Annotated in this window: 21 protein-coding genes; all 21 read left to right on the top strand. The window is 40.8% G+C overall.

The window, feature by feature from the left end; all coding sequences use genetic code 11:
- Window positions 1-1482 carry a coproporphyrinogen dehydrogenase HemZ gene (hemZ, locus tag JJE29_03135; protein ID MBK5251624.1) on the top strand — a complete coding sequence of 494 codons (1482 nt, stop codon included), beginning with the start codon at window positions 1-3 and terminating at the stop codon, window positions 1480-1482.
- 35 nt (window positions 1483-1517) lie between these two features.
- A complete protein-coding gene (locus JJE29_03130) occupies window positions 1518-2363 on the top strand; it encodes a hypothetical protein (protein MBK5251623.1) in 846 nt (281 codons plus the stop codon).
- Window positions 2364-2389: 26 nt separating this feature from the next.
- Window positions 2390-2746, top strand: a complete 357-nt coding sequence (locus JJE29_03125; protein MBK5251622.1) for a hypothetical protein — start codon at window positions 2390-2392, stop codon at window positions 2744-2746.
- A 4-nt stretch (window positions 2747-2750) separates the two neighbouring features.
- Window positions 2751-3182: an anti-sigma regulatory factor gene (locus JJE29_03120; GenBank protein MBK5251621.1), complete on the top strand. Its 432-nt coding sequence runs from the start codon at window positions 2751-2753 to the stop codon at window positions 3180-3182.
- Between the two features lie 13 nt (window positions 3183-3195).
- A complete protein-coding gene (locus tag JJE29_03115; protein ID MBK5251620.1) occupies window positions 3196-4461 on the top strand; it encodes a 4Fe-4S dicluster domain-containing protein in 1266 nt (421 codons plus the stop codon).
- Window positions 4458-4793, top strand: coding sequence for an AraC family transcriptional regulator (locus JJE29_03110; protein MBK5251619.1), 336 nt, complete (start codon window positions 4458-4460; stop codon window positions 4791-4793). The genes JJE29_03115 and JJE29_03110 overlap by 4 nt, the downstream gene beginning before the upstream one ends.
- Window positions 4790-5521 carry a PHP domain-containing protein gene (locus JJE29_03105; GenBank protein MBK5251618.1) on the top strand — a complete coding sequence of 244 codons (732 nt, stop codon included), beginning with the start codon at window positions 4790-4792 and terminating at the stop codon, window positions 5519-5521. Before JJE29_03110 ends, JJE29_03105 begins: the two co-directional genes overlap by 4 nt.
- Complete coding sequence (locus tag JJE29_03100) at window positions 5518-6063, top strand: sensor histidine kinase (protein ID MBK5251617.1); 546 nt, start codon at window positions 5518-5520, stop codon at window positions 6061-6063. The genes JJE29_03105 and JJE29_03100 overlap by 4 nt, the downstream gene beginning before the upstream one ends.
- Window positions 6064-6256: 193 nt before the next feature.
- Complete coding sequence (rsxC, locus tag JJE29_03095) at window positions 6257-7579, top strand: electron transport complex subunit RsxC (GenBank protein MBK5251616.1); 1323 nt, start codon at window positions 6257-6259, stop codon at window positions 7577-7579.
- Window positions 7580-7593: 14 nt separating this feature from the next.
- The gene (locus JJE29_03090) at window positions 7594-8532 is read left to right on the top strand and encodes an RnfABCDGE type electron transport complex subunit D (protein ID MBK5251615.1); all 939 of its coding nucleotides are present in this window, start codon (window positions 7594-7596) and stop codon (window positions 8530-8532) included.
- Window positions 8532-9107 (top strand): RnfABCDGE type electron transport complex subunit G, encoded by a 576-nt coding sequence (locus JJE29_03085; GenBank protein ID MBK5251614.1) that lies wholly within the window; start codon window positions 8532-8534, stop codon window positions 9105-9107. Before JJE29_03090 ends, JJE29_03085 begins: the two co-directional genes overlap by 1 nt.
- Before the next feature lie 21 nt (window positions 9108-9128).
- Window positions 9129-9725, top strand: coding sequence for an electron transport complex subunit E (locus JJE29_03080; GenBank protein MBK5251613.1), 597 nt, complete (start codon window positions 9129-9131; stop codon window positions 9723-9725).
- A gap of 12 nt (window positions 9726-9737) precedes the next feature.
- On the top strand, window positions 9738-10319 hold the full coding sequence (gene rsxA, locus JJE29_03075) for an electron transport complex subunit RsxA (GenBank protein MBK5251612.1): 582 nt from the start codon (window positions 9738-9740) through the stop codon (window positions 10317-10319).
- Window positions 10320-10337: 18 nt separating this feature from the next.
- Window positions 10338-11321, top strand: a complete 984-nt coding sequence (locus JJE29_03070) for a Fe-S cluster domain-containing protein (protein MBK5251611.1) — start codon at window positions 10338-10340, stop codon at window positions 11319-11321.
- Window positions 11322-11469: 148 nt separating this feature from the next.
- The gene (locus JJE29_03065) at window positions 11470-11718 is read left to right on the top strand and encodes a DUF4321 domain-containing protein (protein ID MBK5251610.1); all 249 of its coding nucleotides are present in this window, start codon (window positions 11470-11472) and stop codon (window positions 11716-11718) included.
- A gap of 10 nt (window positions 11719-11728) precedes the next feature.
- Entirely contained in the window at window positions 11729-12280 is a 552-nt protein-coding gene (gene maf, locus JJE29_03060; GenBank protein MBK5251609.1) for a septum formation protein Maf, read from the top strand.
- Between the two features lie 9 nt (window positions 12281-12289).
- The gene (gene radC, locus JJE29_03055; GenBank protein ID MBK5251608.1) at window positions 12290-12979 is read left to right on the top strand and encodes a DNA repair protein RadC; all 690 of its coding nucleotides are present in this window, start codon (window positions 12290-12292) and stop codon (window positions 12977-12979) included.
- A 21-nt stretch (window positions 12980-13000) separates the two neighbouring features.
- Window positions 13001-14035 carry a rod shape-determining protein gene (locus tag JJE29_03050; protein ID MBK5251607.1) on the top strand — a complete coding sequence of 345 codons (1035 nt, stop codon included), beginning with the start codon at window positions 13001-13003 and terminating at the stop codon, window positions 14033-14035.
- An 18-nt stretch (window positions 14036-14053) separates the two neighbouring features.
- On the top strand, window positions 14054-14890 hold the full coding sequence (mreC, locus tag JJE29_03045) for a rod shape-determining protein MreC (protein ID MBK5251606.1): 837 nt from the start codon (window positions 14054-14056) through the stop codon (window positions 14888-14890).
- A complete protein-coding gene (gene mreD / locus JJE29_03040) occupies window positions 14887-15384 on the top strand; it encodes a rod shape-determining protein MreD (GenBank protein ID MBK5251605.1) in 498 nt (165 codons plus the stop codon). The genes mreC and mreD overlap by 4 nt, the downstream gene beginning before the upstream one ends.
- Before the next feature lie 4 nt (window positions 15385-15388).
- Window positions 15389-16249 (top strand): hypothetical protein (locus JJE29_03035; protein MBK5251604.1); only part of this gene is annotated, 861 nt, incomplete at its 3' end.

Here is a 16249-nt window from a genome sequence, read left to right as displayed (position 1 = left end):
ATGAAAATATATATGACGGATTCGACGTTTAGATACGATATAGAAGCTTTGGCAAAAGCAATTTTTAAAACAGAAAAATTAGAAACAACAAGGGACCATGATGTATGCGGTCCCTTGTTGGCTATTTTTCACAGCAAAGAAGAGAATTATTGCAATGTCAAAGTTTTTTGGAAGGACAGAGAAAATAGAATTTTTGAAAAATGCGAATCTGTTAAACTTTTTTCAAAGGATGAACGCGAGAATAAAAAACAAGTGCGAAGGCGGCTGAAATTTTTAATAGTCAAAGCCGTTTTAGGCGAGAATAGCGGAATCGTTTTGCCATGGGGAACACTAACGGGAATAAAGCCTTCAAAACTTGTGCATGAAATGATTAAAGATGGCATGAAACCTGAAAGAGTAAGATTGAAGCTGAAAAATGATTATCTTATTTCTGACGAAAAAATTAATTTGGTTATGAATGTGGCTAGTATTGAACATGAATTTCTTTATCCTCCCGATCCAAAAAAAATCTCAATCTACATAGGAATTCCGTTTTGCCCGAGCAAATGCCTGTATTGTTCCTTCCCGACAATGGCAAATGCGGGGGAAGACATTAAAACTGCGTATGTCAAGGCTCTCACTGATGAAATAAGACATTATGCATCTGAAATCGAACCTTTCGAAATAGAAACTATTTACATTGGAGGGGGCACACCTACGGAACTTTCCGCAAAACTGCTCAATGAAATAATGGATGTCATTCATGGCACATTCAACTTAAATGGACTCAAGGAATTTACGGTAGAGGCTGGGCGTCCAGATACAATAAATGAGGAAAAACTGTCAGTATTGAAGAATAGAGGGGTGGATAGGATAAGCATAAATCCACAAACGTTCAACGACAAGACCCTAGAAATTGTAAAAAGGGGACATACGTCGGAAGATGTTAATAGGGTATGGGAGATGGTGAGGCCATATGCCTTCCAATCTGTAAATATGGATCTTATAGTAGGGCTTCCGGGAGAAAGACTTTATGAAATGAGCAGAACGATGGAAGCTGTTAACAATATCAATCCGGACAACTTGACGGTTCATACACTGGCACTGAAAAAGAATGCTGAAATGAGAAAGAGTTCTGTTATGAGTATATTGCCGGATGAAGAAACAGTGAGGAAAATGATAGCCCTTGCGGAAAATGGAGCAACTTCATTAGGAATGGAGCCTTATTACATGTATCGTCAGAAGTATATGCTTGGAAACATGGAAAACATAGGATATGCAAAGCTTGGTAAGGCTTGCCTATACAACATACAAATGATGAACGACCTGCAGTCGGTAATAGCATTCGGATCAGGCGTAATGACAAAATTCGTATCCCTTGAGGAAAATAGGATTTTAAGGGCGGCAAACTACAAGCAGGTCAGGGATTATATAAGGTCGCCGGTTGAAATGGCAGAGAGAAAAAAGAGTACAAAAAAAACCATGGATAATATAGGCAGGTAAATGTGATATAATATTAACGATGCAGAGGTGATGATATGACTAAAAGATACAAAGACAAAAGAAACAAAAGAAACAAAAGAAACAAAACGAGCAGAATTATTCTTACAATCTTAATTCTTTGTGTGTTTTCTGCTTTAATTGGGTTTTACGGTGTGAAATTCATGCTGGCTGGAAATGACAAGGAGGAAACAACACAATTAAGTGAACCGGTGAGTGAATTAAGTCTTGTTGAAGAATTCGATGAGGAGCTTGAAGCGAAAGAAACCGAAAAAGTTGATGCTGACGATAGAGATTTACAAATAGAGAAAAAGACTAAACAAATAAATGTGAACCTGTATGCATATCAATTGGGAGGCTTTTCATCGATAGAAAATGCCGAAACATTTTTGAAAGAGTTGAAAGAAAATGGAGAGTTCGGAGTCATTCTGAAGGAAAATAATTTCAAGGTGCTTAATTTTGTGTATGAAAACAGTGCGCTTGGCGAATATTTCAAGGGTGTAGCAAAGGAAATAGTGGGAGATGCGTTCTTGTTTAAAATAGAAAGAACGATTCAAGTTTCATATCCTGAGAATGAAGAGGAAAAGTCAGTTGTTTGCATAAAAGACTATGAGAGGGCACTTTCAATAATTGGAGAGATACAGACCGGCTATATTGATTATTTGAATTCGAATCTGACTCGCGAAGCGTTAAGTGGAAAAATTATAAAGGGTATTGCGGAAATAGAAAGCATGCGGCAGAGGGTTGAAAAACTAGATTCTGATGATATTTTCATTGGGAGTCTTGGCGCTTGGTATGAATCACTTGGCAAAGCTTTTCAAAAGGCGACCGGATTGGAATATAGAAGCTTTATGGCGGATTTATCAGAGCTTTATATGCATTGAATAATGCGAGTCCAAGGGGGATTGTAATGTTACTGAGAGAAGCGAAAGAAATACTGGGTGCTGAAATATTGTCTGGAGATGAATATATGGACAGGAGTGTGGAGGTTGCTTTTTCATGTGATCTAATGAGCGATGTTTTAGCTTTTGTCGATGATAAGGTTCTTCTTTTGACTGGCCTTACCAATTTGCAGGTCATAAGAACAGCTGAAATGCTGGATTTATCAAATATTGTCTTCGTTAGAGGTAAAAGGCCCAATGAAGAGGTATGCAGATTGGCGAAAGAAAAGAAAATGGTTTTGATGGGGGTCAAGCACACTTTGTTTGAGGCAAGCGGTTTGCTTTACAAGAACGGACTTAATGGGATTAAAATAGAAGGGGATTGATTATATGGCTGAAACTGAAAAAACAATAAAGCTAGAATACGAAGTCGGAAAGGAAGAATTTTCGAAGGCAGGAATTGCATCTAGCAATATTAAAAAGGTGCTTAATCAAATAGGAATTGATTCAACGATAGTAAGAAGGGTTGCCATCGCTGCCTATGAGTCTGAAATTAACATAGTAATACATTCGGAAGGCGGAAAAATTATAGCAGAAATTTCACATGATAGAATAATTATTGTTGCTCATGACAAAGGCAAGGGTATCGAGAATATTGAGAATGCAATGACAAAAGGGTTTTCTACGGCTTCGAATGAAGCACGTGAAATGGGCTTTGGTGCAGGCATGGGGTTGCCAAACATGAAAAGAACAAGTGACCAATTCAGTATTGAATCTTCCAAGGGATCGGATACTATAGTGGAAATGATTTTTAATATTTGATGGAGGTAATTTGATGGAAAATTATTGGCATTCAGTCAATTTGGATATAACTAAATGCAACGGATGCACAAATTGCTTGAAAAGATGTCCTACTGAAGCTATACGCTTGCGTAATGGCAAAGCTGAAATTATCAATGAACGATGTATAGATTGTGGGGAATGCATAAGGGTTTGTCCCTACCATGCAAAAAGAGCGTTGACTGACGAATTGTCGGATATGAAATACTACAAATATAATGTCGCGCTGGTTTCCATTCCAATTTATGGGCAATTCCATTTAAACAAGGAAATAAACAAGATATTCAACTCTTTTTACAATTTGGGGTTTGATGAAGTCTATGACGTAGCTAAGGCTGCTGATTATCTTTCCATAGCCTTGAAGGACAGACTGGAAAACAAAGAACAAGACGGCCCTCTCATTTCGACGCTGTGCCCGGCAATAATCAGGTTGATACAAATAAGATTTCCGTCTCTTATCGATAGGATAATAAAACTTGAGACTCCAATGGAAATAGCTGCAAGGCTTGCTAAACGAGAAGCGATGGAGAAGACCGGCCTGTCGATGGATGAGATAGGGACATTCTACATAACGGAATGCCCGGCAAAAATAACAAGCATAAAGAATCCGGTCGGAATAAGGAAGTCATATGTGGACAGGGCCATTTCAATAGAATCGGTCTATTCGAAGATATTGAAGCTTTATCCTGATGTAGAAATAAGGAAACAAATTCAGAATTCATCGAGCATAGGCATAGGGTGGGCAAAGGCAAACGGTCAAAGCTATAGCATCAAAGCAAAAAATTATCTTGCTGTGGACGGCGTCGAAAATGTCATCGAGGTGTTGGAAGGAATGGAGCTTGGAAAACTCAACGATGTGGACTTTTTCGAGGGATATGCCTGTGTGAACGGATGCATAGGCGGACCGCTGACAATGGAGAATTCATTTATCGCAAAAGCGAGAATCAGGCGTATTTCCGAAGAGATAGGAGAGAGCCAGTTCGAAGCAATCGATAAAGCCAAAGCTTTAGAAATCATTAATTTGGAAATGAAGGATTGGATTGACGACATAAAGCCAAAAAATGTAATGAAACTGGATTCGGACATAAGAGTTGCCATCAACAAAATGGATATGATTGAGCAGATATACAAGCAGCTTCCTGGAATAGACTGCGGGACATGTGGTGCTCCAAGTTGCAGGGCATTGGCAGAGGACATCGTGCGTGGGGAAGCTTCAATCGACGACTGCATAATAAGAAAAGGACAGGAGGCTAAAAAATGATTATCAAAGAGATTATCGAGGAATTAAAATTGAATCAAGTTAGTGGCGAAAAAGACTCACTCAAAACTGTTAACGGGGTTTATATCTGCGATCTTCTGAGTTGGGTCATGGCCAACGGAAGCAAGGGAGATATTTGGATTACGGTACAGACCCACCTTAACATTATCGCCGTGGCATCGCTTCTGGAAATTCCGATGATTATTGTGCCGGAGTCAATTGAGATCGAAGAAGAAACCTTGGCGAAAGCAGATGAAGAAAACATAGTTGTTTGCACTTCGGAACTGGACAGCTTTACATTGGCTTGCAATCTTAATGAGCTGGGACTAAAATGAAGCTGTATTATGACTTTCATATCCATTCGGCGCTTTCACCATGTGGCGATGAGGATATGACTCCCAATAACATAATAAATATGGCAATGCTGAAAAAGCTTGACGCAATAGCGTTAACAGACCACAATATCGCCGCAAACTGCTCTGCGTGCACGGCTCTGGGCCGTAGGAACGGGATCATCGTTATTCCCGGAATGGAAGTGCAAACCAAAGAGGAAGTTCATGTGCTTTGCTTATTTGAAACCATTGAAAAAATTGAAGCCTTCGGAAAGGAGCTGAACACCCATTTCGAATGGCTTCCGAATCGTGAAGAAATTTTGGGGCGTCAGTTGATTCTAGATGAGGATGACAGACTGATAGGTGAGGAAAAACGTCTGTTGATACATTCTGTAGATTTAAGCATTTACGCATTGGTTGAATTGGCCCATCACTATGAGGGGCTTGCTATACCGGCCCATATAGATAAGAAAGCATTTAGCCTAATATCCAACCTAGGGTTCATTTCGCCGGATTTGAATGTGGATGCATTGGAGCTTTATAAAATGACTACGCTTGAAAAGTTCATTGGCAAAAATCCAATGTACAAAAACTACCGGTATATATTCAATTCGGACGCCCATTATCTGCATGATATTTCGGAGAGAGACCATTGGCTCGAAGTTGAAGACATTAGTATTAAAAGCATATTCAAGGCGCTAAGAAAAAGTAGTAAAGGGGATGCCAAATGAAGGAATTGTCAATGAACATATTGGATATTGCGCAGAATTCGATTCATGCGGATTCTACTTTAGTGGAGATAGAGATTCGAGAAAAAATAGAAAAAAATGTTTTGGAGATTTGTGTCAAGGACGACGGTAGAGGAATGGATGCTGAAACACTCGCAAAAGTTACGGATCCATTCTATACAAGCAGGATAACCCGAAGAGTAGGTCTGGGAATTCCCATGATGAAATTTGCAGCTGAAAATTGCGATGGAAAATTTGAAATGACATCTGAAATTGGCAAGGGAACTATTCTTGAAGTTTCATTCAGATATGACCATATAGATCGTGCTCCTCTCGGTAACATTGTTGATACGATTGTGACAGCCGTAATATCGGATATAGAAATAGATTTCATATACAAACACTGGATTAACGAAAAATGTTTCACATTGGACACTAAAGAAATAAAGGAAATATTAGGAGAAGACGTACCTTTGAATAATGTGGATGTGATTTGCTGGATAAGGGATTATTTGAGAGAGGGACTTAAAAACATAAGACAATGATCTTCCCGAGTCCATCAAATGCTTGTTATGCAATTAACAATGATTGACTTTGAAAACCTTTAAAGATACTATGTTAATGGATTAGATGCTTTTTTTTTGTGTTTTTTGAGCGCATGATATTACTTATATTGTAAATTATATAGCGATATAATAAATATATATGTGACAACTATTTATAAAGGGGTGAGTAGCAATGAATCTTTTATCTTTCAGGGGAGGCATTCATCCTCCGCACAGCAAATCGATGACAGAGCATTTGCCGGTGGAGAAGGCTTTGGAACCTGAAACAGTAGTAATTCCCCTTCAGCAACATATCGGCGCACCTTGCCAGGCAATCGTAGAAGTTGGCGAAAAAGTCAAGGTTGGGCAGAAAATTGGTGAAGCGGGCGGATTCGTATCTGCGCCAGTTCATAGCAGTGTTTCCGGAACGGTGAAGAAAATTGAAAAAAGGATGATTATCAACGGAACTGGAACTTGCGTTGTAATCGAGTCCGATGGATTGAATGAAATCCATGAGAGTGTTGTTCCAAAGGGTGATGTCGAGACGCTTGAGCCGAAAGAAATTCTAGATATCATCAACGAAGCAGGCATTGTCGGCATGGGTGGAGCAGGCTTTCCTACAAGGGTTAAACTGTCGCCGCCTCCGGACAAGAAAATCGACGTGCTAATAGTAAACGGCGCCGAGTGTGAGCCCTACCTGACTGCGGACCATCGTTTGATGCTTGAGACTCCGGAAGATGTTGTTTACGGCTTAAGGGCTGTGATGAAGGTGTTGGGACTTGAAAAGGCTTACATAGCCATTGAAAATAATAAAATGGATGCAGTTCTTTCTGTGAAAGAAGCGGCAAAGGAATATCCGGGCATTCAAGTTGTGACAGTCAAGACAAAATATCCTCAAGGCGGAGAAAAACAGCTGATTTATGCATGCTCGCAAAGGGAAGTCCCTTCGGGAGCGCTTCCAATGGATGCAGGAGCTGTTGTGAGCAATGTGGCAACAATGTCGGCAATATCCAAGGCAATAAGAACAGGAATGCCTTTGATTGAAAGGATTTGTACTGTTACAGGCGATGGAATAGTCGAACCTAAAAATATTATGATAAAGAATGGGACAAGAATAAGTGAAATTGTTGCCCAAGCCGGAGGATACAAAGGCGATCCCGGAAAACTCATTCTTGGAGGACCAATGATGGGTTTTGCGCAGTTTACTGACAATCTACCCTCAACTAAGACTACATCCGGTGTATTGGTGTTTACGGAAGAACAAGCAAGATTGCCTGAATACAATCCTTGCATAAGATGCGGCAAATGTGTAGATATATGTCCTTCATTTGTTCAACCGTTTGCAATTAGTGCCTACTCATTGAATGGAATGTTCGATATGGCGGAAAAATATAATGCCATGGATTGCATTGAATGCGGTTCGTGTTCTTTCATTTGTCCTTCGAAACGGCCGTTGCTCCATTCCATTAGAATGGCCAAAAGGGAAATCATTTCCAAGCGAAGGAAAACAAAATAAACAGGAGGGTTAAGATGGAAAGAAAACTGATAGTTACTTCATCGCCGCATATACGGTCGAATGAAGCGACTGATAAAACAATGAGAGATGTCGTAATAGCTCTTATCCCTGCTACGCTTGCAGGAATGTATTACTTCGGATTTCAGACTTTAATTGTTGTGTTGCTATCTGTTGCGGCAGCCATGGCGACTGAAGCAATAATACAAAACATGAGGAAACAACCTATCACCGTAATGGATTACAGTGCAGCTTTAACAGGACTTTTGCTTGCGCTCAATATGCCGCCGGAGATTCCATATTGGATGCCGGTTGTAGGGTCGATATTTGCGATTGCAATAGTTAAACAGGCCTTTGGAGGGCTTGGACACAACTTCATCAATCCCGCTTTGGCAGCCAGAGTATTTTTGATTGCCTCATGGCCTGTTGAGATGACTACATGGAAATTTCCGGTAGACGCAGTGACGGAAGCCACGCCACTTGCACTAATAAAGGGAAGCGGCGTTTTACCCGAAAGCGTTTCCATTTTCAATCTTTTCATCGGGAAAGTAGGAGGCTGCATAGGTGAAGTTTCTGCTTTGGCTCTAATTATAGGAGGAATTTATCTTGTTTATCGCGGAGTTATCAGCCCGAGAATTCCTTTAGTATATATGGGTACGGTTGCTGTTTTCACATTGATATACAGTGGATTTAATTTTAACTTCATGATGTTCCATCTGCTTGCCGGAGGCCTGGTTTTGGGAGCTATTTTCATGGCTACAGACTATGTATCTTCTCCCATGACGGCAAAGGGACAAATCATTTATGCTGTTGGTTGCGGTTTGATCACGGTTATGATCAGATTGTTTGGAGGCTATCCTGAAGGTGTGTCCTTCTCTATTCTATTTATGAATGTTGTTACGCCTTTGATTGACAAGTATGTTAAATCCAATGTGTTCGGAGGTGTGAAAAAATAATGAAAGAAATCAGCAAATTAGGATTGATTCTTCTTTTAATATGCGCTATTGCGGCTGCATTGTTGTCGCTTGCTTATGATTTCACCATCGATAAAATTGTGGCGCAGAGAGAAATGACAAGCCAATTGTCGAGGAAGGAAGTATTGCCTGACGCGGAGTCCTTTGAAATGATTGAAGATGGTTTGCTTGATAAGGTCAAGCTTGAAAATGAGCTGGTAGTCGAGATTTACGAAGGCCTTTCAGGGGGAACATTAGTTGGCTATACAGTGAAGACATTGCCTAGCGGATTCGGTGGAAGCGTCGAGGTAATAACCGGCATCTCATCCGACGGAGAGGTTACAGGCATGCGTGTCGGCAATCATCAGGAAACACCTGGTTTGGGCGCAAATTCGACATTGCCGGACTTTTACGAACAATATGTAGGCAAAAGCACTAAGTCGGAACTAGCGGTTGTAAAGGCGGGTGCCTCCGGAAACGAAATACAAGCAATTTCCGGTGCAACCATAACGTCCAAAGCGGTCACTAAAGGTGTCAACATGGCTGTTGATGCCTATAAGCTCGTATCTGGCCTATAAACTATCCGGAGGTGAATTATATTGAATCTGATGAAGATTTTTAAGAATGGATTATTGGATGAGAATCCGATATTCGTGCAAGTATTAGGCATGTGTCCAACTCTGGCGGTTACTACATCGGCTATTAATGGAGTTGGAATGGGGCTCGCGACAACGGCTGTTTTGGTCGCTTCGAATGCAGCCATTTCCATGATGCGTAAAATTATACCTAGCAAAATCAGAATACCGGCATTCATTGTCGTTATTGCCAGCTTTGTAACTATTGTCGGAATGGTTATGGAAGGCTATATGCCATCGCTTTTCAAGGCTTTGGGACTTTTTCTTCCTCTTATAGTTGTTAACTGCATTATACTTGCAAGAGCCGAAGCTTTTGCATCGAAAAATACAGTAGTAGCTTCCATTTTCGATGGATTGGGAATGGGATTAGGATTTACTTTGGCATTAACGATTTTGGGTTCGGTTAGAGAGTTGCTTGGAGCAGGAAGCTTGTTTGGATGGCAATTGCCGTTTGCATACAAACCGGCTATAATGATGATACTTCCTCCGGGGGCTTTCATTGCCTTGGGTATTTTGTTGGCGCTTTATAATGTGATCAAGTCTAAAAAAAGTTTGTCATAAGGGGGGATTGAAGTGGAAAACGCTAGTATTTTCGTTATCCTGGTCAGTTCGATTCTCGTAAACAACTTCGTTATGTCGAGATTTTTGGGAATCTGTCCTTTTCTCGGTGTTTCAAAACAGGTTGAAACTGCGACTGGAATGGGCATGGCTGTTACATTTGTTATAACCTTGGCTGGTATGATTACATACCTTGTTCAAAAGTATATTTTGGTATTTTACCATATAGAGTATCTGCAGACTGTCGCATTCATACTTGTAATTGCGGCGCTCGTGCAATTTGTTGAAATTGTTCTTCAGAAGTTGAGTCCGGTTCTGTATCAGGCATTGGGAGTATACCTTCCTTTGATAACTACAAACTGTGCCGTTCTTGGTTTGGCGTTGTTGAACATACAATATAAACTGAATTTCGTCCAGACGATTTTCCATTCCTTTGGCGCGGCTGTGGGCTTTTCCTTGGCAATCATTCTCTTTGCCGGAATTAGGGAAAGACTCGCTATTTCGGATGTGCCGGCACCGTTTAAAGGTTTCCCAATCGCTCTGATTACCGCAGGCCTTATGTCTATGGCATTCTTGGGTTTTGCGGGACTAGTCTAAAAGGAAAGGGTGATGAATATGAATATAAACGGTTTGATCTATTCTACCTTGAGCCTTGGTGGAATGGGACTAATTTTCGGAGCAGGTTTGGCTTATGCTTCCCAAAAGTTTGCAGTTGAAATTGACCCCAAGGCAGTTGCGGTAAGAGAAGTTCTTCCCGGGGCCAATTGCGGCGGATGCGGATATCCCGGATGTGACGGATTCGCGAATGCTGTGGTTAAGGGTGATGCTCCTGTCAATGGATGTCCTGTAGGCGGAGCGGAAACGGCCGAAAAAGTGGCTGGAATCATGGGACTTGTTGTTGAAGACAGTGCTAAGATGATTGCGCATGTCATTTGCAATGGTACATGCGACAACGCCAGAGAAAAGTACGAATACATTGGAATACAGGACTGCAAGGCGGCTAATATAGTCAACGGAGGGAGCAAGAGTTGCTCATACGGGTGTTTAGGACTTGGTACTTGCGTAGATGTGTGTCCGTTCGATGCTATTTTCATAAATGACAAGGCCATAGCCGAAGTCATTGATGACAAATGCACTGCTTGCGGCAATTGCATAGAGGCATGTCCCAAAAATGTGATTACACTTGTTCCGTACGGACAGGAAGTTATTGTAGAATGCAACAGCAAGGACACTGGCAAGAACGTAAAGGCATCTTGCGATGTGGGATGCATAGGTTGCAAAATCTGCGAAAAGAATTGTCCATTCAATGCAATACATGTGGTTGACAATCTGGCTGTCATTGACTATACAAAATGCACAGAGTGTATGATTTGCGTAGAAAAATGTCCTACAGGTGCTATTGCAGGCAATCTTGAAAACAGAAAGAAAGCTGAAATAGATGAAGAAACCTGCATTGGTTGTACACTTTGCACCAAGGTTTGTCCCGTAGAGGCAATAGAGGGGGAATTAAAAAAAACCCATAAGGTAGATGTCGAGAAATGCATTGGATGCGGAGCATGTGTTGAAAAATGCCCAAAGGATGTTATAAAACTCAAGTAAAAATGAAAGCGGAAAGCGGCTTTGAAAAGCGCTTCCGCTTTTTTGATTGTCCTAAATATTGCTTGATAAGGCAGATACTAAATGTTACACTTATTGTAGTTTGAAATATTGGAATTTCAACATTTTTTAAGGATTGGGAGTGAGTAGATTGAAAAGAGGAAACAGGTCTGTTTTAGTAATTTCAGTTGCTGTTTTAATTGGAATAATTCTTGGAAACTTGGCGGGGAACGCCCTGTCCGATGTTGTTCCGTTTTTTTCCAAAACCATCTCTCTTGGGTTGGATGATTTTTCGCTGAAATTGTATGTTCTTGATTTTCATATCGGATTGTTGTTTAATGTCAATGTGCTGGGTCTCGTCGGAGGCCTGATCGGTCTTTTGACAGCTACAAAATATTGATGGTGATTCTATGAAAAAAAGAAAAATCATTTTGGCGTCGGCATCTAAGCGAAGAATTGATATATTAAACTTGTTGGAAATAGATTTTGTTTCAAGACCAAGCAATATAGTTGAGCGAATTATTGGAGATGATCCAGTTACAACAGTTATGGCTTTGGCTTTCGAAAAAGCTTGGGATATTTTTTTAAAAGAACCAAGCAGTATAGTCATAGGAGCCGATACGGTCGTTTTTCATGAAAAAGTTCTGGGAAAGCCGGAAAAAGAGTCTGATGCAATTGAAATGCTAGAGAGAATAAGCGGAAAAACTCATCGCGTCTATACGGGTGTTGCAATAATCAGCAAAGAAGAAAAAGAGGTTTATTTCGAGTATACTTCCGTTAAAATTAAAGATCTGAGCCGCATAGAGATAGAGGCTTATATCAGTACCGGCGAGCCGGTGGGAAAAGCGGGAGGATATGCGATACAGGGCTTGGGAGCTTCTTTAGTGGAATCCGTGAATGGGGACTATTTTAATGTTGTAGGCCTTCCGGTGGGAAGGTTGGCGCATAAATTTAAAAAATAGGGGGATGACATGAAAAGCGCATACATTATGAAGGAATTGCCTGAAGACGAAAGACCGAGAGAAAAGCTTGTATTGAATGGAGCAGGCAGCCTGTCAAATCCGGAATTGCTTGCCATATTGCTTAGAACCGGGATGAAAGGAATGTCCGCAATAGAGCTTTCAAAGAAGATATTATACAAGAACAAGGATGGCTTGGCCTATCTGGGAAGATGCAGAGTAGACGAGTTGGTAAAAATAAATGGGATAGGGAAAGCGAAGGCGTGTCAGCTTTTGGCTGCTCTAGAACTAGGGAAAAGGATGGACAAGTTAACTGCTACAAAACGATTTGATGTCCATGCACCCAAGGATGTGGCAAACCGCTACATGAGCGAATTGAGATTTTTGGATAGGGAAGTTTTCAAGGTCTTGTATCTTAACACAAAAAACGAAATACTTAAGGACGAGAATATTTCTGTCGGAAGCCTTAATGCTTCGATAGTACATCCGCGAGAGGTGTTTAAACCTGCAATAGTGTATAGCAGCAATGCCATAATACTTATGCATAATCATCCGAGCGGCAATCCGTCGCCAAGCCAGGAAGATATACAGATAACCAAAAGACTTTCGGAGGCCGGAGAGTTGATAGGCATTAAGGTACTTGACCATATCGTAATCGGGGATGGCAATTATTACAGTCTCAAGGAGAATGGTTTATTTTAGTTTTTGGAAGGGGATAGAAATATGTGTTTTAAAAATTTGTTTGCGAAGGATATGGGAATAGACCTGGGGACCGCAAATACACTAGTTTATGTGAAGGGTGCAGGTATAGTGATTAGAGAGCCATCAGTTGTTGCAATAGACACAGCAACAAATGAGGTGCTTGCAGTAGGAAATGAAGCAAAACTTATGATAGGTCGAACACCGGGAAATATAAAAGCAATCAGGCCGTTAAGGGATGGCGTTATTGCCGATTTTGATACTACTGAGAGCATGCTTCGATATTTTATTAAAAAAGCGTGCTCGAAAAATGCGTTCATTTTTGCTCCGAGAATTCTTCTTGGAGTGCCTTGCGGGGTAACCGAAGTGGAAAAAAGGGCAGTAATTGATGCGGCCATGTCTGCTGGAGCAAAAAAAGCATTTCTTATAGAAGAACCTATGGCGGCAGCAATAGGTGCCGGTCTTCCAGTCGGTGAACCAATAGGAAACATGATTGTCGACATAGGCGGTGGAACAACTGAAATGGCAATAATATCCATGGGTGGAATCGTAAGCAGCCGTTCGGTAAGGGTTGGCGGGGACGAGATGGATACAGCCATCATAACCTTTATGAAGAAGAAGTATAGCCTAATGATTGGAGAACGTACAGCGGAAAAAATAAAGGTGACGGTGGGATCTGCTTATGTAGAAGAAGAAATAAAGGAAATGGAAATAAGCGGTCGAGATTTGGTAACGGGACTTCCTAAAACAATACGAATCAATGAATTAGAGATAAAGGATGCTCTTGGCGAACCGGTCAGGATTATAGTTGAAAATATAAAGAACACATTGGAAAAAACGCCTCCCGAGCTTGCATCGGATATTATGGTAAATGGAATAATACTCACAGGCGGAGGCGCACTTTTGTCGGGACTAGATAAATTGATAAGACAGGAAACGGGAATGCCTGTAAGAGTAGCCGACAATCCACTTGATTGCGTCGCGCTAGGAACAGGTATTGCCATCGAAACTCTTGATGAACATAAGCGGGCTTTTATTACAACCAAACGAACCTATTGACATGCGTGGTGACGAAATTTGAATGAACCCAAAAAGAGAAAAATAGTTGCTGGGGTTGCAATTGCATTTTTGCTAATTCTTATAATATCTACTTTTGGTGGAGGTGGAGAAATAAGTCCTATAGAAAATTTTGCAGGCAGGAATCTGACCTTCGTACAGAGGGGATTGACTGTTGGAGCGGATTTTTTCGGGAACATCATCAATCCTGTATTGAACATTTGGCGTCTTGACAAGACTAACAAAGAGCTTTTGCTGGAAAACCAGGAGCTCAGGCGCAAATTTATTGATGCGACCCTTTCACAAAAGGAGCTAAAAGATCTTACTGAAATGAGAGAGGCATTGAATTATGCAAAGAAGGAAGGCTATGATTTTCTGACATGCGATGTGGTGGCGAAAGACCCTGGAACATGGTTTAACATGTTCATAATAAACAAGGGAATGGATGATGGGGTGTATGCGGAGCAGGCTGTCATAAACGGAAGTGGGCTTATTGGTATTGTGTATGAGGCGGGAAAGGATTGGGCCAAGGTTGTTTCAATAATCGACAACAAAAGCTCTGTGAGCTTCAAGCTGCTAGATGACAAAGCGTTTGCAATTGGTATAGTCGAAGGTGGTACCGAAAGAGGTTTGTCGGGATACCTTTTTGATCCGAAGGCGGAAGTTTCGACGGGACAGGCAGTAGTAACATCGGGTCTTGGAATCTATCCGGAAGGACTTTTCATAGGGACTGTAAGCGATGTAATCATTGAGAAAAACGAGTTGTTGAAAAAAATAAAGGTGGAACAGGTGGTTGATTTCAAAACAATAAATAGGGTCATGGTGATTCTGCCTGCAGAAGGAGTGGAACAACCATGAAATATGGATTGACTGTTTTGACCATGACCATAGGTTTTTTGCTAGAAACGACTTTGCTTCAGCATATGCGGATTCTTGGAGCCATTCCGAATCTGGCACTAGTTTTAGTAGTTGTTTTTTCAATTAGATATGAAATGCCCATAGCCATTTGCTCAGCTGTGGCAGGAGGAATTCTTCAAGATTTTTTCTTCAGTCCAGCCTTTGGGATGTATATGTTGATTTATTTGACAATAGCTGTATCGGTTTCCGCAATCAGCGGAAATTTTTTCGAGGAAAGCGGAGTTACGCCTATTGTGATGATAGCCTTTTCAACCGTTTGCCAATACAGTGTGATGATTGTAATATATTATTTTGCTGGAATGCAATTTGATTTATCTTCAATAATTTTGCGTTTGATACTTCCCGAATTGGCATTGAATATTGTATTTTGTTGGATTGCCTATAAATTTATTGGAAATATAATTGTAAAATATGGAACAGCAGGCGGTAGGTGATTAAATGAATGAATTCATGAAGAATAGAAACAATCAACTATTGACGATGGTGGTTGTTATCTTTGTATTTTTACTGTTTAGGTTGGCCAGTCTTACCATTGTTGAAGGCGCAAAATATGCTGAAATATCCGAAAATGTGCTAATAAAAGAAATGCCTGTGACTGCATGGCGGGGAGAAATATCGGATCGAAATGGTGTATTGCTTGCAGGAAATGTGCCTTCATTCACAGTTAAACTTATTATTAGTGAAATGCCGAAAGAGGATCTTGAAAAAACGGCTGTGGCATTGATGGATATACTGGATGAAAAAGGCGAGCAGCACATAGTTTTTCCAATAACGTATGGTGGAAATGGAAACTTTGAATTTTCATATGACCGGGAAATTGCCGAGTGGCAGGAGAAAAATCAGCTGCGCGATACAAAGGACGCACAGACAGCCTTTGATATGCTTAGAACTCGAGAGGAAATTGATGGGGATCTTAGTGTATATGAAGCGCAGAACCTGCTTAGATATAAGGGCATAACGCCCCCTATCTCGGTCAAAAATATGAAATTTTTAGCGCAGATGGATAAAGAGGAATTTTTAAAATCATATGGACTGGAAAACGTTTTGAGCGCAGAGGATGCATATGATGCAATACGGGAATATTACAAACTTGACGATAAATACTCGATAGCGCAGTCGTTAGATATTATGGCGATTAGAAACGCTATCAAGAACCAAGGATACAGAAAATATCAGCCCATAACCTTGGCTGGCGATATATCCGAAGAAACTGCAATTTTAATAGAAGAAAAAGGCATGCATCTTCCTGGAATAGATGTTGAAATAGAGCCTATCAGATATTATCCTGAAGGAGAACTT

The sequence above is a fragment of the Peptostreptococcaceae bacterium genome (assembly GCA_016649995.1).
Classification (GTDB): domain Bacteria; phylum Bacillota; class Clostridia; order Peptostreptococcales; family BM714; genus BM714.
Note: the sequence above shows the minus strand (reverse complement) of the source record. Positions and strands in the feature narration are given on the sequence as shown.